Source organism: Amycolatopsis sp. NBC_00345, assembly GCF_036116635.1.
Classification (GTDB): domain Bacteria; phylum Actinomycetota; class Actinomycetes; order Mycobacteriales; family Pseudonocardiaceae; genus Amycolatopsis.
This window is the reverse complement of record NZ_CP107995.1, coordinates 5,410,314-5,427,197: the sequence shown is the minus strand read 5'-3', so window position 1 is coordinate 5,427,197 and position 16,884 is coordinate 5,410,314. Positions and strand designations below refer to the sequence as shown.

Below are 16,884 nucleotides of genomic sequence, written 5' to 3'. Positions count from 1 at the left end.
TGCGTTGGACGCACCGAACGCCACATTGGGGCGTAAAACCGCCAGAGTCACACGACAGTAGGAGGACGGGCCTGTGCGCGTTGGCACCCGAATCGACCCCGAAACCGACCTGGACACCCGCGCCGACCTCGCCGTCCGCGGGGTGCGCGTGGACGCACCCGTGCGGCGGAGCAAGGGCGCCGGGCCGAGCGACGACGGGCACCTGGTCGTCGACGGTGCCAACGCCGCCCTGCCGCTGAACGACGACAGCCCGTACTCCGTGCGGGACGGGCGGATCTTCCGCGGCCCGCTCGACCTCGGGCTGTCGGTGGAGCCGGTCGCCCGGCCGAAGTTCTACGACCTGTCCACAAAGGATGGTGTGCCGTACCGGAAGATCGCGCTGCTGCACGGGAAGGACGTGCTCGCGAGCACGGTCGTGCAGACCTGCATCCGGTACGGCGAGGACCAGCGCTGCCGGTTCTGCACCATCGAGGAGTCCCTGCGCGCCGGGTCCACCGTGGCCGCCAAGACCCCGGCCCAGCTCGCCGAGGTGGCGGAGGCGGCGGTGCGGCTCGACGGCGTCAAGCAGATGGTGCTGACCACCGGCACCACCTCCGGCCCCGATCGCGGCGCGCGGCATCTGGTCCGGTGCGTGCGCGCGGTGCTCGAAACCGTGCCGGGCCTGCCGATCCAGGTGCAGATCGAGCCGCCGGGTGAGCTCGGCGTGCTCACCGAGCTGAAAGAGGCGGGCGCGACGGCGATCGGCATCCACGTGGAGTCGCTCGACGAGGGCGTCCGGCGGCGCTGGATGCCGGGCAAGTCCACCGTGCCGATGGCCGAGTACGAGGCGGCGTGGGACGAGGCGGTGCGGGTGTTCGGCCGCAACCACGTGTCGACGTACCTGCTGATCGGGCTCGGCGAGGACCTGGACGAGCTGGTCGCGGGGGCCGCCCGGCTGATCGGGCGGGGCGTGTACCCGTTTGTGGTGCCGATGCGGCCGATGCTCGGCACACTGGCCCGGCGGGACGGGGCCGTGGCGCCGTCCACCGCGCTGGTGCGGGACGTCACCGGCCGCGTCGCGGAGTTGCTGCGCGAGGCCGGGATGACCGGTGCCGACCAGGGCGCGGGCTGCGCGGCGTGTGGTGCGTGCAGTGTGCTCAGTGCGGCGGGAGGCTGACGTGGACCACGACATCCTCGCGTTGCTGGGCGACGTCCGCAGCGTCGCCGCCCGGCCCGGCTGCCACGTCGAGCCGGCCGACCACAATGGACTGACCCGTGGTGGATTGGCGGAGTACCACGCGCTGCGCCACGAGGCCTTCGTCGACCGGCAGGGCCTGTTCGACCGGCACGACCTGGACGACCGTGACACGGACCCGCGCACCGTGGTCCTCGTCGCGCGCGACGCCGCGGGCACCGTGCTCGGCGGCGTCCGGCTCGGCCCGGTCGACGACGGGCCGGACCTGGGCTGGTGGCAGGGCGGCCGGCTGGTCGTCGCGCCGGGCAGCCCACGCGGAACCGGGACGGCGCTGGTGCGGGCGGCCTGCGCGCGGGCCGAGTCGGAGGGCGCGCTGCGGTTCGAGGCGACCGTGCAGGCGCGGCACGAGCGGATGTTCGGCCGCCTCGGGTGGTCGACGGTCCGTCCGGTCACCGTCGCGGGCACGGACCACGTGCTGATGCGCTGGCCGATCGGCCGGATCGCCGCGCTGGCCCGTTCGGCGAAGGGCTCGCTGGGCCCGCTGTTGCGTGGGCTCACCGGTGTGCCGGGCTTCGTCGGCGACGACGGCGTGCCGGTGCCGGGCAGTGACCTCGTGGCGGCGTGCGACGCGATCGTCCCGTCGATGGTCGAGCGCGACCCGGAGTGGGCGGGCTGGTGCTCGGTGCTGGTGAACGTGAACGACCTGGCCGCGATGGGCGCCGAGCCCGTCGCGCTGCTCGACGCGCTCGGTGCGCGTGACGCGTCGTTCGCCTCGCGGGTCCTTTCCGGACTGCGGCGGGCGAGCACGGCGTACGGCGTGCCGGTGCTGGGCGGGCACACGCAGTTCGGCGTGCCTGCGTCGCTGTCGGTCACCGCGCTGGGCCGGACCGCCGACCCGGTTCCCGGCGGCGGAGGTGTTGCCGGGCAACGGGTTTGGCTCACCGCCGACCTCAGCGGGCACTGGCGGCCGGGCTACACCGGCCGGCAGTGGGACTCGACGAGCGGCCGGCGTACCCCGGAGCTCCGGGACCTGGTGGGCGCGGTCGCGCGGGCCCGGCCCGCGGCGGCGAAGGACGTGTCCATGGCCGGGATCGCCGGCTCGCTCGGCATGCTCGCCGAGGCCTCGGGCTGCGGCGCGGTGCTGGACGTCGCGAGCGTGCCCCGGCCGGTCGCGGCCACGGTGGGCGACTGGCTCACCTGCTTCCCGGGGTTCGCGATGCTGACGGCGGGCGCGCCCGCCCCCGCGCAGGCCGCGGTCACCGCGGCCTGCGGAGAGCTGGTGCCCGGTTCCGGCGTGACGTTGCGCTGGCCGGATGGTGAGCTGACCCCGGCCGTCACCGGCGGGGTCACCGGATTGGGAGAGTCATGAGCGTGGTGCGGATGGCCGCGGTGGCGGCGCCGTTCGACCGGGACGTCGAAGCCGGCTTCGCCCGGATCGAGAAGCTGGTCGCCGAGGCGCGCGCCGAGGGCGTGGCGCTGCTGGCGCTGCCCGAGGCGGCGCTCGGCGGCTACCTGGTGAACCTCGACGGCGAGGCCGAGGGGCCGCCCGCGCTGGACCCCGGCGGCCCCGAGATCCGGCGGCTCGCCGCGATCGCCGGCGACCTCGTGGTGACGGCGGGCTACTGCGAGCGCGACGGGGACCGCCGTTACAACTCGGCCGTCTGCGTCAGCGGCGACGGCGTGCTCGGCCACCATCGCAAGGTGCACCAGCCGCTGTCGGAAAACGCCAGCTACGGCGCCGGGCAGGGCTTCGCGGCGTTCGACACGCCGGTGGGCCGGCTGGGCATGATGATCTGCTACGACAAGGCGTTCCCCGAGTCGGCGCGGGCGCTCGCGCTCGACGGCGCCCGGATCGTGGTCTGCATGTCCGCGTGGCCGGGCAGCCGCACCCACCCGAGCGCGGACCTCGCCGAGGACCGCTGGAAGCGCCGGTTCGACCTGTTCGACCGGGCCCGCGCACTGGAGAACCAGATCGTCTGGCTGTCGGCGAACCAGTCGGGCACCTTCGGCGACCTGCGGTTCGTCGCGGGCGCGAAGGTGGTCGACCCGGGCGGCGAGGTGCTCGCCGACACCGGCGTCGGCGAGGGGCTGGCGATCGCCGAACTGGACGTCGAGCTGGCACTGGCCACGGCGCGCCGGTCGATGGCGCACCTGGCCGACCGACGGCCCGACGCGTACCCGGTTAGTGTCGCGTGAATGGGGCAGATCCGGATCGCCGCCGTGGCCGCGCACTTCGGCCGCGACCTCGAGTTCGACTTGCGGCGCATCGCGACGCTCATCGACCACGCCCGCCGGTCCGGCGCGGCCCTGCTGGTGCTGCCGGACGCGGCGCTCGGCGGCTACCTCGCCGACCTGCGCCACCCGGACCCCGAGGCGCTGCCGCCGGCGCTCGACCCGGACGGCCCGGAGCTGAAGACGATCCGGTCGCTCGCCGCGGAGATGACGGTGTGCGTCGGCTACTGCGAGGCCGACGGGCCGCGGCGCTACAACGCGGCGGTCTGCGTGACCGGCGACGGAGTGCTGGGGCGGCACCGGAAAGTGCACCAGCCGCCGGGCGAGAGCGTCGCGTACGAGGCGGGTGACTCCTTCGCCGCGTTCGACACGCCGGTGGGCCGGGTGGGCATGCTGATCGACTACGACAAGACGTTCCCCGAGGCGGCGCGCTCGCTCGCGGTGGACGGCGCGGAGGTCGTCGCGTGCCTGTCGGCCTGGCCGACCAGCATCACCAACCGCGCGCCGCGGATGGCGCAGGACCGGCAGTCGCGGCTGTTCGACCTGTACGACTGCGCCCGCGCGGCGGAGAACCAGGTGGTGCTCGTGTCGTCCAACCAGACCGGGGCGATGGGCGGGATGCGGTTCCTCGGCCAGGCGAAGGTGGTCGGGCCGGGTGGCGAGATCCTGGCGCGCACCTGGTCGAAGGCGGGCATCGCGGTGGCCGAGCTGGACGTGGCGCAGGAGCTCGCGAACGCCCGGCGCGTGCTGCACCACCTGGGGGAACGGAAACCCGCGGTCTACCGGGAGGGCTGAATGCGCATCGCCTTGCTGAGCTACTCGACGAAGCCGCGCGGCGGCGTCGTGCACACCCTGGCGCTCGCCGAGGCGCTGGCCGCGCTCGGCGAGGACGTCACGGTGTGGACGCTGGGCCGCGGTGGCGACAGCGGTTTCTTCCGGCCGGTGGACCCGCGCGTGCGGCTGTCGATCGTGCCGTTCCCGGACGTTGCGGATGAGTCGGTGGGCTCGCGGATCCTGCGGTCGATTTCGGTGCTGCGCAAGGCGTTCACGCCAGGGGAGTACGGCGTGGTGCACGCGCAGGACTGCATCTCGGCCAACGCCGTGGACCGGTGCGTGCGGACGGTGCACCACCTCGACACGTTCACCACGCCGGAGCTGGCGGCGTGCCACGAGCGGGCGATCGTGGCGCCGTTCGCGCACGTGTGCGTCTCGGCTTCGGTGGCCGCGGAGGTCGAGGCGGGCTGGGGGATCCGCGCCACGGTGATCCCCAACGGCGTGGATGCTTCGCGGTTCGCCTCGGCTTCCTACGGCGACTGGCGCTCGCGGCTGGGCCGTTATGTGCTGGCTGTCGGCGGCATCGAGCCGCGGAAGGGCTCGCTGGACCTGCTGGAGGCGTTCGCCCGGCTGGACGAACCGGACCTGCGCCTGGTCGTCGCGGGCGGCGAGACGCTGTTCGACTACCGCGACTACCGCTCGCGGTGGGAAAAGCGCGCCGCTGAGCTGGGCGTGGACCCGGTGGTCCTCGGCCCGGTCCCGCATGACGAGCTGCCTTCGCTGATGCGCTCGGCGGCCGTGTTCGCCTTCCCTTCGACGAAGGAGGGCTTCGGCCTGGCCGCGATGGAGGCGCTGGCCGCGGGAGTCCCCGTGGTGACCCGCGACCTCCCCGTCCTGCGCGAGGTCTTCGACGGGGTGGCCCGCTTCGCCTCGACGCCCGTGGAGTTCGCGGTGGCTCTGCGTTCCGCGCTTTCGGCCGGCCCGGAGGATCGGGCGGCCGGGCTGGCTCTGGCTCATCGCTATACGTGGTCAGCGGCGGCCGAGGCGCATCGGGAGTTCTACCGGTCGTTGCCGGGTTCTGTGGTCTAGGACTTCGGGACGCGGACGCCGTGCTCGGTGACGACTGCGGTGATCAGGCCGGCGGGCGTGACGTCGAAGGCGGGGTTGAACACCTGGGCGCCTTCGGGGGCCACGCGGAGTCCGCCGAAGGAGGTCAGCTCGTCCGCGGCGCGCTCCTCGATCACGATGTCCGCGCCGGTGGCCAGCGACTCGTCCACAGTGGACGACGGCGCGACGACCACGAACGGCACCCCGTGGTGCGCCGCGGCGATGGCGAGGCCGTAGGTGCCGATCTTGTTGGCGACGTCGCCGTTCGCGGTGATGCGGTCGGCGCCTACGAGCACGCAGTCGACCAGCCCGCGCGCCATCGCGGCGGCGGCCGCGCCGTCCGGCTGGATGCGGTAGGGCACTCCGGCCTGCGCCAGCTCCCACGCAGTGAGCCGCGCGCCTTGCAGCAACGGCCGGGTCTCGTCGACCAGGACGGACTCCACGAGCCCACGCTCGTGCAGATGCCAGACGACACCAAGCGCGGTACCCCACGCGACGGTCGCGAGGTGCCCGGCGTTGCAGTGGCTGAGCAACCGCAACGGACGCCGTTCGCAGGCACCGAGCACGACCTCCGCCGCATGGGCGGACGCGGCGCGGTTGAGCCGTTCGTCCTCGTCCAGCACGGCAAGCGCCTCGGCGAGAACGGCTTCGGCCCCGTCGTCCAGCTTCGCCAGCGCCCGGGCGACGCCCCAGCTGAGGTTTACTGCGGTGGGCCGCGCTTCGGCTATGCGCTTGGCTTCGGCCCGGACGCCCCCGCCGGCGAACGCCGCGAGCGCCACCCCGAGCGCCCCGGCGCCGCCCAATGCGGGCGCCCCGCGCACGGCGAGCCGCCGGATGGCGTCGATCAGCTCGTCGACGGTCCGCAGCCGCAGCGTGCGGTACTCGCCCGGCAGCGCGACCTGGTCGATGATCTCGATGGTGCCGTCGACCCAGTCGACTGTCCGGCGCATGGTCTCCTCCGTTGACTCGGTTTGTCTGGCGGTCTGGTTGGCCCGGGTGGCGCGGTTGGCCTGGTGGCTCGGTGATTCCGTGGTCGGTATCCGGTGGCTCGGTTATCCGGTGGTCCGGCCCCGGCGGTTCGGCCAGGATGCCGATGGTGACGATCCGACGGCAGAACCCGCCCACCCTGCACGCGACTCCCGGCTACCACCACGTGACCACCACCGAGGCCCGCCGCACCGTGTACCTGGCTGGTCAATGCCCACTGGCCTCGGATGCCACCGTGGTGCCTGGAGACGTTCTCGCGCAAGTGGACCAGGTCGTCGCCAACACGGCCACCGCCCTCACCGCAGCCGGCGCCACCCCGGACGACGTGGTGCGCACGGTCGTCTACGTGGTCACGTCCGATCGCGCCACCCTGTCGGCGGTCTGGGACCGCTTCACCACCTCCGAGATCGCCACCGCGTTCACCACGGCGAGCACTTTGCTGGGCGTCGCGCAGCTCGGGTACCCGGGGCAGCTGGTGGAACTGGACGTGACCGCCGCGCTCGCCTGAGACTGCCGCTCACCTCCGAACCCACCACGGTCGCCTGACGCTCCGGCGCGGCACTGCAGCGCCCGACCCGGGCCCGCCCGGCGCTGCCCTGGCCTGCCCGGCACCCCTGCGCTGGGCTGCACTGCCTGGCACTGCTGCCCTGCCCTTACTGCGCGGCGGCCGCAGATTGCTCTGCGGCAGCAGCGCTTACACCGCAGCCTGTCCCACAGCAGCTGCGCCCGCACCCCAGCTTCTCCCGAAGCGCCAGCGCCGTACCGGGCGCATCACAAACCAGCCATCAAATCCCTCTCCGTGATCCCCGGCCCCTGGCCCTCCCGGATGAACCACTCCGTGCCGAAGGCGAACCGGAAAGCCTCCTCCGGCATCGCCAGGAAGAACGAGTCCTCGCTGATCTGGCTCGGGTGGGCGCGCATCGCGGCGCGTTTGGCGTCCAGGTAGGCGGTGACGTCGACCGCGGCGGTGAGCTCGGCTTCGGGCTTGCCCATCCGCTGGTCGTCGGGGTCCGGCATCGCCTCGGCGGGGATGTCGCCTCGTTTGACGGCTTCCTCGATGCCGCGGCGCATGTAGTCACGGTTCGTGGTCGCCTGGTAGACGCGCGGGACACCGGCCAGCTCCGCGGCCCGCACGCCGACGCGGTGGACCTGGATGTGGTCCGGGTGGCCGTAGTTGCCGTAGTCGTCGTACACCGTGAGCACGTCGGCGGACTCCTCGCGCAGGATCGCGGCCAGCCGCTCGGCGGCCTCGTCCACGGACGCGGTCCAGAACGTGCCCGGCAGGTCGTTCGTCGGCTCGCCCATCATCCCCGAGTCGCGGTAGCCGAGGAACTCCACGCGCTTCACACCGAGCACCTCCGCCGCGGCGTGCGCCTCCCGGACGCGCCGCTCCCACAGCTCCTCCCCGTCATCGAGGAAGCCTTCGGGCACTTCGCCCACCTCGCCCCGCGTCGCCACGACGAGCACGACGCGGTGCCCCTCGTCGGCGGCCTTGCGCATCACGCCGCCCGTGACGATGCACTCGTCGTCCGGGTGGGCGTGGAACGTCACCAGTGTTGCCATGCCCCCGAAGGTACCGGTACCCACCGACAAAACCGCCGCGATGGCCGCCGGGCCGTCCACAAGAGACGACAAAGGGAAGGAGCGCCCGGCCCCTTCCCTCTTCCAACTTATAGCGCACCCCCGGGCTTGCGGCAAGACCCGGGTGATGCCGCAAGATCGCCCACCGAAGCCGGAACCTGGGGAAACGGGAGTGCGATGGACGTCGACGTGATCGTGGTGGGTGGTGGGCCGGTCGGGCTGATGCTGGCCGCCGAACTGAGCCTGGCCGGGGTGCGGCCGCTGGTGCTGGAACGGCAGCCGGAGATCAGGGAGACCCCGAGGGCCAACGGGCTCGGCGGGCAGATCCTGGACCTGCTGCGCTACCGCGGCCTGCTGGACCGGGCCGAAGCGGCCGGTACGCAGCCCGGCCGCCAGGGGTTCGCGGTGCCGTTCGGCGGGGTGCACCTGGACCTCTCGAACCTGGCGGACTCCCCGTTGCGGGGTATCGGGATCCCGCAGCCGCGGCTCGAGCGCGTGCTCGACGAGCGCGCGGGCGAGCTCGGCGTGGACATCCGCCGTGGCCACGAGGTGGCCGGGGTGAGCCAGGACGCCGCCGCCGTCACCGCCGAAGTGCGCGGCCCGGACGGGCCGTACCAGGTGACCGCCCGGTACCTGGTCGGCTGCGACGGCGGGCACAGCCGGGTCCGCGCCGGCGCCGGCATCGGCTTCCCCGGCACCACCTACCCGGAGGTCAACCGGCTGGGCCAGCTCACCTTGCCCGATTCGGTGACCCGGCTGGACAACGGCGACCTCGACGTCCCCGGGATCGGCCGGCTCCCCGCGGGCTTCACCCGGACGGACCACGGTGTGTTCGCCTTCGGGTGGCTCACCGTCGGCGGGCTGATGATCCAGACCACCGAAGACGAGTCGGCCGAATACGACGACAACGTGCCGATGACCCTGACCGAGCTGGGGGACAGCATCCGCCGCGTGCTCGGCGCGGACCTTCCCCTCGGCGAGCCGAACCGGTTGTCGCGCTACACCTTCCAGGCCCGTCAGGCCGAACGGTACCGCGACGGGCGGGTCCTGCTGGCCGGCGACGCGGCGCATCAGTTCCCCGCCACCGGCGTCGCGCTCAACGCCGGTCTGCTCGACGCCGTCAACCTGGCCTGGAAGCTGGCCGCCGAGGTCCACGGCTGGGCACCGGACGGCCTGCTCGACACCCATGACCGGGAACGCCGAAGCGCCGGCGCGCGGACCCTGCTGCACACCCGGGCGCAGGTGGCGTTGCGGCGCGGGCAGGACGCGGCCGCCGACGCGCTTCGGGAGGTCTTCCAGGAACTGGTCGCCGACGAGCAGCCGTTGCGCCGCATGGCCGCCCTGATCGCCGGCGCCGACATCCGTTACCCGACGCCCGGTGCCGGGCACCACGCACTGGCGGGGACTTTCGCGCCCGACCTCACCCTGCACACCGATCAGGGGACGACCAGCGTCGCGGAACTCATGCGCCCCGCCCGTCCCGTCCTGCTCGACCTCGCCGGCCGGGCCGAAATCCGGGAGGCCGCCCGGGACTGGCAGCACCGCGTCGACGTCCGGACCGCCAAGACCGAGGACCGGCCCGCCGACGCCCTCCTGATCCGCCCGGACGCCCACATCGCTTGGGCCGCAACGATCGACGAGCCCGCCGTACCCACTCTGCGAGAGGCGCTCTCCGGCTGGTTCGGCGCACCCGGGGAGACGGTGACTCGCTGAACTTGGCCGTCACGCACGGCGAAGGCGGGGCGGCCGGAAAATGGTTTGGCGGGACGGCGCCGGCCCGATACCGTGCCGGGGACCGTGACATCGTGCGAGGAGGTGAGACCCATGAACGCTGCATCTGCATGGGTGCTCCCTCTCGTCGTCACGGTCGGGCGATCGACGTAGCTGTCGCCGGGAGCGCCTTGATCAGGCAATCCCGAAAGGCGCCGTCTTATGGAATCCCTGCATTTCTCTTCAAGCACCGGCGAGCACGCCGTGCTGATCACGCGGGTCGCGCAGCGGCACTGGCACGCGCTGGAGGACGACCGGGTGGTCGGCCGCGGCGAGGCCTCACCGCGGCCCGACGGGCGGATCTTCCTCAGCATCGACGCGTGGCACCGCGAGGTTTTCGACCAGCTCGCCGAGGCGATGCTGCCGGACCTGCCCAGGCCGTTGTACACAGTGGTCGACGAGGCCGATGCCGACTTGACGTCCCAGTGGGAGCGAGCCGGCTTCACGACCCGGCGCCGCGAGTGGGAGTACCTCGTGCCCACCGACCCCCAGGTCACGGGGCTCGGTTCGGCGTTTCCGCCGTCGGACGTGACGGTGGTGCCCGTCGGCGAGGCGCAAGAGGGTCCGCTGCGCGCGGTGGACCGCGTGATCCGCGACGAGGTCGAGGCCACCGTCGGCTGGCACGAGATGCCGACCGAGATCCTGGTCCGCCCGGACGGCGACACCGTGGTCGACCCGTCGAAGTACGCGGTGGCGGCCCAATCCGATCAGTACGTCGGGCTGGCGCGGGTGGTGGCGTTCCGGCAGCCGCGGATCGGGCTGATCGCCGTCCGCTCCGACCTGCGCCGCCGAGGTATCGCCCGCGCGCTGCTGGCCGAGGTTTTGGGCTCGCTGCACCGTTCCGGGCACCCCGCGGCATCGGCCGAAGTGAACGAATCCAACGCGGCGGCCCTGGCCCTGTTCGAAGGCGTCGGCGCCCGGCGCGCGGGCAGCAACCTGGAACTGGTGCTCCGCTGACACCCCGCATTTCCCGAGTCGAGAGTTTGGAGAACATGGCCGCAACAGCAGGCGCCATCGAAATCGAGGGCACCGTCGTCGAATGCTTGCGCAACGCCACCTTCAGGGTGGAGCTGGAGAACGGGCACAAGGTGCTCGCGCACATCAGCGGGAAGATCCGGCGGAACTACATCAAGATCCTGCCGTTTGACCGGGTGCTCGTGGAGCTGAGCCCGTACGACCTCACCCGCGGCCGGATCCTCTTCCGGTACCGCAACTAGCTGTCGCCGGCCGGCCGTCGTCAGGTCCCCGGGCCTGGCGGCGGCCGGGTGCGCGCACGTGGTTCCTCAGACTGCTGAGATGTGCACCTATGACCGCCGCAGGTTCGCACTGGCCTACGCGGACGCGCAGAACATCCAGGGCACCGGAACAGATGCCGAGCGCGAGGGATACGGCGCCGCGCTGCACGAGTACCTTCGACTTTCGGTCAGGACGTGGCACCCGTCCGGGCCCGCAGCCTCTCGGCGAAGGAGCGTGCCGCCTCCAGATCGGCAGCGTCGGGTCGGCCCTTCCGGATACCGCCGATGGGCTTGAACGGAAGATAAGTGTCCAACGCGCGGCACGAGAAGGTGTCGACCACTTCGAAGCCCTTCTGCTCGAGAAGCCGTACCAGGGGACGGGAGAAGCGCTGGAACCGCGCTTCGGGAAAACCGCTGGTGGCAAACACAAACGCCTTGCTTCGCCGCTCCTCCGGGAGTGACCGGACGAACTCGCGCAACTGCGAATGGAAGGACCCCAGGAAGATCCCCGAGCCGAATCCCACGAGGTCGCAGGTGGCGAGCTCGGCCAGGTCGACCTGATCAGGGGCGATTACCGGGGCCTCCAGGACCTGGCCCATGACGTCGGCGATCCTCTTGGTGTTGCCGTGCGACACTGAGGTGCACACGATGACGGCCTTCATGACGGCGTCCCCTTCGCTTCCTTGATGTCACGCCTCCAGGACATCGCCCGAGCGGTGAACGTGACACTGTTGCGTCTCAATCGGCCCAGCCTCGTTGGATGATCTGTGCCAGTTCGTCCAGGTGGGGTCGGGCTTCCTCCGCGGGTCCGGCATCGGCAGTGTCGAACAGCCGCTCGAGTTCGAGGAGCGTGGCTTGCGCCTTCCCCGTGGGCGTGGCCGGCTCGTCGGAGCCCGCCCATCGTTCGGCCCATTGTGCGGACCCGTCCTGGCTGATGGCCGACCGGAAGATCAGTTCCTCCACGGTGTCCGTGGCCAGATCGAGCTTCGTGGACCACGACGTCAACAAGTCGACGTACTGTTCGTAGACGTCCGGCCGCCATTCGTTGATGTTCAGGCGCAGGTCGGCGTGCGTCGCCAGCCAGCGGCGCACGACGGCGTCCAGGATAGGGGCACTGGCGTGGTCGGGGGACTGCGCGGTGGTGACGAACCGCAGGTACTTGGTACCGAAAGCCACGCCCAGGTACCGCAGCGGCTCGTCGGCCAGGTTGCGGAACGCCGCCCGCCCGCCGTGATCCCGCGCGACCAGCGCCACCTCCGCCAGCCGCTCGACGGCGTGCGGATTCTCGGCCAGCACGCGGGCGGTGCGCCAGGCGCCGTAACCGACCCGCCCGTATCCCCAGATCATCGCGACCAGGAACGCCAGTTCGGCGCCCTCCGGCGTCACGGCGCGCTCTGCGTGGCGGGTGGCTTCGGCCCGATCGATGCCGTCGGGCAGGGCGTCGAGGAACGCGTGATGACCCGGGAACAGCTTGAGCCAGGGGTCGCGGGACCAGCGGGAAGCCGGTTGAGGCGGCTCACCGTGTTCCCGCCATTGCCGGACGACACTGGTCAACGCCGGTGGAACTGGCGTCTCTCGCTGATTGGCTGCCACGCGTTCCCCTTCGGCCGGGGCTTCAGGTTACGGCGCTCGCAGTTGTAGCTCCAAGGCCGCGACCAGCAGGTCGAGCCCGAACTCGAACTCCTCCTCGTGATCGCAGACGGCCAGGTGCGGCGCCGCCTCGACGACGCGCGGGAGGCCGGCGGCCTTCAGCTCGGCCAAGCGCCGCTCGACGCCGCCCAGGTCGTCGCCGCTGAAGGTGGGGCCCGCGGAGACCTCGCGCAGCAGGCTGCCGATCACGAAGGCCAGCACCGATCTTGTGGCGTGCACGGCGGAATCGGGCGGGAAGCCCGCGTCGCGCAGGGTGGACAGCACTGCCTCGACCGGGGCCAGGGCCGCGAACGACCCGAGCTGACGGGTGAGAACCAGCGGCGCGCAGTGCGGGTATCGAAGCGCGACCCGGCGGAACGCCTGGGCCATCGCGTGCACGTCGTCGCGGAACACTCCGGTGCCGGGCGGTAACTCGATACCGGCGAGCACCAGCTCGGTGATCTGGTTGAGCAGCGTTTCCCGGTTGTCGACATGGTGGTACAGGCTCATCGCGTCGACGCCCAGCTGCCGGGCGAGCCCCCGCATGGTGACCGCGTCGAGGCCGTCCTGCTCGACCATCGCCAGCGCCTCGGTGACGATGCGCTCCTTCGTGAGAACCGGTTTGCCGCCCGCCGGGCGACCGCGCCGGGGCTTGCCGTCCACCATGTGCGCCTCCTCCTCCCGCGTTCCGGACGGAAGCGGTGGACAAATCCTACACCGTAGGTATACGGTCTCCGACATATTCCTACGGTGTAGGTTTCGCGGCGCCGGGTGATGGCGGCATCCCGCCCGTGGCCACGTCACCCACCCGACCGTCCACGCCCTGATCAGGAGAACCCGTGTCCGCCTTCACCTTTCCGTCCGAGGACGTACTGCGTGCCCGCCAGAAGCTGGTCCTCGACCACTTCACCGACGAGGTCCGTCAGGACTGGGACCAGACCTTGTCCACGTTCCCGCATCCGCACTACGAGCTGATCGCGTCGATGACCGTCCACGACGGGGACAGTGAGGTGCGGGGCTACTACCACGACACCCGCGTCGCCTTCCCTGACCAGGACCACGAAATCATCGCGATCCGGCACAGCCACGACGCCGTGATCGTCGAGTTCTGGCTGCGGGGCACCCATCTCGGCTACTTCGGCAAGATCCCGCCGACGAAAGCCAAGCACCGCACCAGGATGACGGCCTACTTCCTGTTCGACGAGAACGAGAACCTCGTCACCGAGCGCATCTACTTCGACCAGCTCACGGTGCTCAAGCAGCTCATCGGCGGCCTGGACAAGAAGAACCCCCGCGACCTGCTCACCCTCGGCCGCGCCGTGATCGGGCTGCTGTCCATGTCCGGCGAACAGCCCGATCCGCGCCTGCTCGACACCACCCCGCCGGACCTGTCCGCCTGACGGCGGCGCGTCAGGCGAGATCCTCGAAGGGATACAGCACGCCTGGCATCAAGGGCTGCGCAGGAAGGTTGCCCGGTGACGCCAAGCGGGAAGGAGCCCGATCCCCCAACAGGTATGGTCGCGCCAGCGCGCTGATCCTTGCCGCCTGCAACTCTCGGAACGGGGATCGGGCAGCGTAGTAGCGCGGCTCAGGCGGACAAAACCTTGGTCAGACGCGCCCTAGGGCTGCGCTCGCGCGAGGATGCCGCGGACGAGGAGTACATCGGCGGGCACGGCGGGAACACCATCGCGCTCGGCTGCGGCCTGCGCGTCCCCGAGAACTGGGCCGCCGACAGCGGCATCGATTGGCACGACCCGGAATCCGTCCGTGCGGGGCTGCTGCGCGAGTATCCCGGCCGTGACCGACCTGATCCGCGAGTGCGACGACGTCATCCAGCCCCGGCCGATCCACGCGCTGCCGGCCGGGCTCACCTGGGAGCTACGAGAAACGATGTTCCCACGCGGCGCCAAATCGGCCGCGGCGTCACAGAAAGGCCTCGACCTGATGTTTGTCGACGGCCGGCCGATTAAGATGATCATGTTCTTCAAGGGTATGTCCGCGGTTTCGTCCCCTGGCTCAACCGTTCGAGCGTCTTTTCGCGGGCAAGCGCACTCGTGCTACGTCACGGCCCCGGTGATCGGCCCGATCGCCTACTTCGCCGCCGGCTGGGTCCCGCCGCGGGCGACCACCACGGGGCAGAGCGCGTAGGACATCATCGCCTGGCTTGTCGAGCCCAGGGTCAGCGACGCCAGGCCGCCTCGGCCGCGGCTGCCCACCACGAGCAGTTGCGCCCGGTCGGCCAGGTCGAGCAGGGCCTGCGCCGGGCGCCCCCGCTGGACCAGCCGCTCGACGTGGACGTCCGGATACTTCTCCTGCCACCCCGCCAGCCGCTCGTCGAGCAGCTCGTTCGCCGATTGCTCGATCGCGTCGCCGTCGATCGTGCGGCGGCCTTCCTCGAAGACGCCGGCCAGGAACGTGTCGTGCCAGGCGTGGACCGCGATCAGCGGCGCGGCTCGCCAGGAGGCTTCGTCGAACGCCACCGCGATGGCGTGCTCACTCGCCGGGGTGCCGTCGACGCCGACGACCACCGGGCCTTCGGTCGGCGGCTCGTCCTCGGCGACGTGCGGGCGGATCAGCGCGACCGGGCACTCCGCGTGGGCCGCCAGCGCCTGGGACGCCGAGCCGAGCAGGACTCGGGCGGCCGCCGACTGATCGGGTGTGCCGAGCACGATCATCGCCGCGGTCGCCGACTCGGCGAGCAGTCCTTCGGCCGGCTGCTCCGGGCGGAGCACGACCTCGGGGGTCAGGTCCGGCGCGACCTCGGCCACGGCGGCCCGGGCCGCTTCGAGCAGACGCTGCCCGCGCGCGCCGACCAGTTCGTAGAGTTCGTCGAAATTCCCACCGGCGTGCGGATAGGCCACGGGCAGTTCCTCCGTGGCGTGCACGAGCCGGAGCCCGCGGTGGCGCGTCGCGGCGGTGCGCGCCGCCCAGCGGGCCGCCGTCAACGCCGGCTCCGATCCGTCGACCCCGACCACCAGGTCTGTCGCCGAGCTCGCCATCCGAGTTCCCGCCTTTCCGTGTCCGGGACGGACGCCCCAGCCGAGTAAAGCACTGAACGCCCCCGGCGGCGCGGGATCACGACCCCGGTGGGTGACCTCCCGTCCGGCGAACCGGCACCAAGGCCCGCCCCGCTGGGGGCTTCGCCTCAGAAACCTTTGCGGCATCGGCAATGCGCCGATAGCGGGTGTGAGGTGTGCCTGCCAGTCGTCGTGACCCCACGCGCCGCTGCGGCGCTACGCACGCGCCTTCGACGACCTGTCTGAGGGACACTGGCCCACGCCGGCCTGCTTCCTCGGTTGCGGAACGGCCGTCGGCGTTGACGCGCTGACCGGGTTTCCGGCGACAGGAGTGCCAAAGCATGGTGGACGACGTGACGGATGCGGCCGGGGCCCCTTTGGGGACACGCCACGAGGTCTCGGGCGGTGCGATGTTGCTGCACCGGTCCGGCACCGGCGGGCCGGCTGTCGTGTTCCTCGCCGGTGGCGGGATGTCCGGCTTGTACTACTGGAACGTGCACAACCTCGTCGCGGAGTTCACCACGAGCGTGCTCTACGACCGGCTCGGCCTGGGCTGGAGCGACAGCGTGGATCTGCCGCGCAGTGGCACGCAAGTGACCGACGATCTGCACGAGTTGCTGCGCGTCACGGCCGTGCCCGGTCCGCATGTTCTGGTCGGGCATTCACTCGGCGGCCTGTACGCGCGCCTCTACGCGAAGCGATTCCCCGGCGAGGTCGCCGGCCTGGTCCTGCTCGACCCGACCCACGAGGACATCGTCGGCTACCTGCCGGAGGAAAAGGCGCAGCGGCTGCGGGACGTGAAAACCGGCGATGTGTTCCCGCCCGAGCAGCTGGACGTCATGCGGGCCGCGTACCGGACCACGTTCGGCCGGGCACTCGCCGGCTGGCCCGCAGCGATCCGCGAACCGCTGCTGGACCGGGGGTACGGCCGCGAGGGCTTCCGGCAGTCGCTGCGGGAGCCGATGAACCTTCCGCGGCTGTTCGGCGAGGTCCGCGCGGCCGGACCCGATCCTGACGTGCCGCTGACCGCGGGCCAGCGTCAGCCCGTGGCCGCCCGGCAAAATCGGGATCGTCGACCACGCCGGAACGGTCACCTCGGTCGCTGTGCGGAATCGAACCAGGCCGCGACGCGGGTGATGGCGCCGCCGTCGGGAGTCAGCTCGATGACGTCGGCCGCGTTCACTTCGCAAGCGTCGCCTTCCCCAGACCGGCCGGAGCTGACAACCGGTCCGGGCTCGTAGCGTTGAGACCAGGAACCGTTGTCTCACCTGGTGGTGTGTACCAACGGGGTTCGAGGAATCCTCATCTGCCGGGCTGGCGCAGCGACGGGTCAGCCTGATCTCGCTGACCGAGAACGGGCCGGCCAAGCTCGCGCAAG

General features: G+C 71.6%; 18 protein-coding genes. 12 read left to right on the top strand and 6 right to left on the bottom strand.

What is annotated here, in order from left to right; translation table 11 throughout:
- Window positions 1-73: 73 nt before the first annotated feature.
- From OG943_RS24160 to OG943_RS24140, 5 genes are read left to right on the top strand one after another with little or no spacing between them, the layout of a single operon-like run.
- Window positions 74-1,156: an MSMEG_0568 family radical SAM protein gene (locus OG943_RS24160; RefSeq protein ID WP_328603181.1), complete on the top strand. Its 1,083-nt coding sequence runs from the start codon at window positions 74-76 to the stop codon at window positions 1,154-1,156.
- Window position 1,157: 1 nt separating this feature from the next.
- Window positions 1,158-2,543: an MSMEG_0567/sll0787 family protein gene (locus OG943_RS24155; protein ID WP_328603180.1), complete on the top strand. Its 1,386-nt coding sequence runs from the start codon at window positions 1,158-1,160 to the stop codon at window positions 2,541-2,543.
- On the top strand, window positions 2,540-3,370 hold the full coding sequence (locus tag OG943_RS24150; RefSeq protein ID WP_328603179.1) for a carbon-nitrogen hydrolase family protein: 831 nt from the start codon (window positions 2,540-2,542) through the stop codon (window positions 3,368-3,370). The genes OG943_RS24155 and OG943_RS24150 overlap by 4 nt, the downstream gene beginning before the upstream one ends.
- The gene (locus tag OG943_RS24145) at window positions 3,371-4,201 is read left to right on the top strand and encodes a carbon-nitrogen hydrolase family protein (protein ID WP_328603178.1); all 831 of its coding nucleotides are present in this window, start codon (window positions 3,371-3,373) and stop codon (window positions 4,199-4,201) included.
- The gene (locus OG943_RS24140; protein ID WP_328603177.1) at window positions 4,202-5,269 is read left to right on the top strand and encodes an MSMEG_0565 family glycosyltransferase; all 1,068 of its coding nucleotides are present in this window, start codon (window positions 4,202-4,204) and stop codon (window positions 5,267-5,269) included.
- Here the strand turns inward: OG943_RS24140 and mtnA are convergent.
- A complete protein-coding gene (gene mtnA, locus OG943_RS24135) occupies window positions 5,266-6,237 on the bottom strand; it encodes an S-methyl-5-thioribose-1-phosphate isomerase (RefSeq protein ID WP_328603176.1) in 972 nt (323 codons plus the stop codon). The genes OG943_RS24140 and mtnA overlap by 4 nt on opposite strands.
- Before the next feature lie 146 nt (window positions 6,238-6,383).
- On the opposite strand from mtnA, the gene OG943_RS24130 reads away from it, so the two are divergent.
- Window positions 6,384-6,782 carry a RidA family protein gene (locus OG943_RS24130; protein ID WP_328603175.1) on the top strand — a complete coding sequence of 133 codons (399 nt, stop codon included), beginning with the start codon at window positions 6,384-6,386 and terminating at the stop codon, window positions 6,780-6,782.
- A 263-nt stretch (window positions 6,783-7,045) separates the two neighbouring features.
- Here OG943_RS24130 and OG943_RS24125 read toward each other — a convergent pair whose 3' ends face one another.
- Entirely contained in the window at window positions 7,046-7,837 is a 792-nt protein-coding gene (locus OG943_RS24125; RefSeq protein ID WP_328603174.1) for a PIG-L family deacetylase, read from the bottom strand.
- Window positions 7,838-8,032: 195 nt separating this feature from the next.
- Here OG943_RS24125 and OG943_RS24120 point away from each other — a divergent pair, with 195 nt between their 5' ends.
- The 3 genes from OG943_RS24120 to infA all read left to right on the top strand — a co-directional run bounded on the left by OG943_RS24120 (window position 8,033) and on the right by infA (window position 10,842).
- The gene (locus OG943_RS24120) at window positions 8,033-9,568 is read left to right on the top strand and encodes an FAD-dependent monooxygenase (RefSeq protein WP_328603173.1); all 1,536 of its coding nucleotides are present in this window, start codon (window positions 8,033-8,035) and stop codon (window positions 9,566-9,568) included.
- A 219-nt stretch (window positions 9,569-9,787) separates the two neighbouring features.
- On the top strand, window positions 9,788-10,582 hold the full coding sequence (locus OG943_RS24115; RefSeq protein WP_328603172.1) for a GNAT family N-acetyltransferase: 795 nt from the start codon (window positions 9,788-9,790) through the stop codon (window positions 10,580-10,582).
- Window positions 10,583-10,617: 35 nt separating this feature from the next.
- A complete protein-coding gene (gene infA / locus OG943_RS24110) occupies window positions 10,618-10,842 on the top strand; it encodes a translation initiation factor IF-1 (RefSeq protein WP_328603171.1) in 225 nt (74 codons plus the stop codon).
- Between the two features lie 206 nt (window positions 10,843-11,048).
- Here infA and OG943_RS24105 read toward each other — a convergent pair whose 3' ends face one another.
- From OG943_RS24105 to OG943_RS24095, 3 genes are all read right to left on the bottom strand, one after another.
- Window positions 11,049-11,522, bottom strand: coding sequence for a flavodoxin family protein (locus OG943_RS24105; protein WP_328603170.1), 474 nt, complete (start codon window positions 11,520-11,522; stop codon window positions 11,049-11,051).
- A gap of 76 nt (window positions 11,523-11,598) precedes the next feature.
- Complete coding sequence (locus OG943_RS24100) at window positions 11,599-12,414, bottom strand: 8-oxoguanine DNA glycosylase OGG fold protein (protein WP_328603169.1); 816 nt, start codon at window positions 12,412-12,414, stop codon at window positions 11,599-11,601.
- A gap of 66 nt (window positions 12,415-12,480) precedes the next feature.
- The gene (locus tag OG943_RS24095; protein WP_328603168.1) at window positions 12,481-13,155 is read right to left on the bottom strand and encodes a TetR/AcrR family transcriptional regulator C-terminal domain-containing protein; all 675 of its coding nucleotides are present in this window, start codon (window positions 13,153-13,155) and stop codon (window positions 12,481-12,483) included.
- Window positions 13,156-13,328: 173 nt separating this feature from the next.
- Here OG943_RS24095 and OG943_RS24090 point away from each other — a divergent pair, with 173 nt between their 5' ends.
- Together OG943_RS24090 and OG943_RS24085 are read left to right on the top strand one after the other, a co-directional pair.
- Entirely contained in the window at window positions 13,329-13,889 is a 561-nt protein-coding gene (locus OG943_RS24090) for an ester cyclase (protein ID WP_328603167.1), read from the top strand.
- 397 nt (window positions 13,890-14,286) lie between these two features.
- Window positions 14,287-14,637, top strand: a complete 351-nt coding sequence (locus OG943_RS24085) for a hypothetical protein (protein WP_328603166.1) — start codon at window positions 14,287-14,289, stop codon at window positions 14,635-14,637.
- On the opposite strand, the gene OG943_RS24080 is transcribed toward OG943_RS24085, so the two are convergent.
- Complete coding sequence (locus OG943_RS24080) at window positions 14,580-15,488, bottom strand: universal stress protein (RefSeq protein ID WP_328603165.1); 909 nt, start codon at window positions 15,486-15,488, stop codon at window positions 14,580-14,582. The genes OG943_RS24085 and OG943_RS24080 overlap by 58 nt on opposite strands.
- A 359-nt stretch (window positions 15,489-15,847) precedes the next feature.
- Between OG943_RS24080 and OG943_RS24075 the strand changes: the two genes are divergently transcribed.
- Window positions 15,848-16,747: an alpha/beta fold hydrolase gene (locus OG943_RS24075; RefSeq protein WP_328603164.1), complete on the top strand. Its 900-nt coding sequence runs from the start codon at window positions 15,848-15,850 to the stop codon at window positions 16,745-16,747.
- Window positions 16,748-16,884: the final 137 nt, after the last annotated feature.

What these genes read in the sequence shown, in the direction of transcription:
- OG943_RS24075 (WP_328603164.1), top strand. Translation starts at nt 15,848, where the DNA reads ATGGTGGACGACGTGACGGATGCGGCCGGGGCCCCTTTGGGGACACGC.
- mtnA (WP_328603176.1), bottom strand. Translation starts at nt 6,237, where the DNA reads ATGCGCCGGACAGTCGACTGGGTCGACGGCACCATCGAGATCATCGAC.
- OG943_RS24145 (WP_328603178.1), top strand. Translation starts at nt 3,371, where the DNA reads ATGGGGCAGATCCGGATCGCCGCCGTGGCCGCGCACTTCGGCCGCGAC.
- OG943_RS24105 (WP_328603170.1), bottom strand. Translation starts at nt 11,522, where the DNA reads ATGAAGGCCGTCATCGTGTGCACCTCAGTGTCGCACGGCAACACCAAG.
- OG943_RS24095 (WP_328603168.1), bottom strand. Translation starts at nt 13,155, where the DNA reads ATGGTGGACGGCAAGCCCCGGCGCGGTCGCCCGGCGGGCGGCAAACCG.
- OG943_RS24125 (WP_328603174.1), bottom strand. Translation starts at nt 7,837, where the DNA reads ATGGCAACACTGGTGACGTTCCACGCCCACCCGGACGACGAGTGCATC.
- OG943_RS24150 (WP_328603179.1), top strand. Translation starts at nt 2,540, where the DNA reads ATGAGCGTGGTGCGGATGGCCGCGGTGGCGGCGCCGTTCGACCGGGAC.
- OG943_RS24120 (WP_328603173.1), top strand. Translation starts at nt 8,033, where the DNA reads ATGGACGTCGACGTGATCGTGGTGGGTGGTGGGCCGGTCGGGCTGATG.
- OG943_RS24140 (WP_328603177.1), top strand. Translation starts at nt 4,202, where the DNA reads ATGCGCATCGCCTTGCTGAGCTACTCGACGAAGCCGCGCGGCGGCGTC.
- OG943_RS24115 (WP_328603172.1), top strand. Translation starts at nt 9,788, where the DNA reads ATGGAATCCCTGCATTTCTCTTCAAGCACCGGCGAGCACGCCGTGCTG.
- OG943_RS24080 (WP_328603165.1), bottom strand. Translation starts at nt 15,488, where the DNA reads ATGGCGAGCTCGGCGACAGACCTGGTGGTCGGGGTCGACGGATCGGAG.
- infA (WP_328603171.1), top strand. Translation starts at nt 10,618, where the DNA reads ATGGCCGCAACAGCAGGCGCCATCGAAATCGAGGGCACCGTCGTCGAA.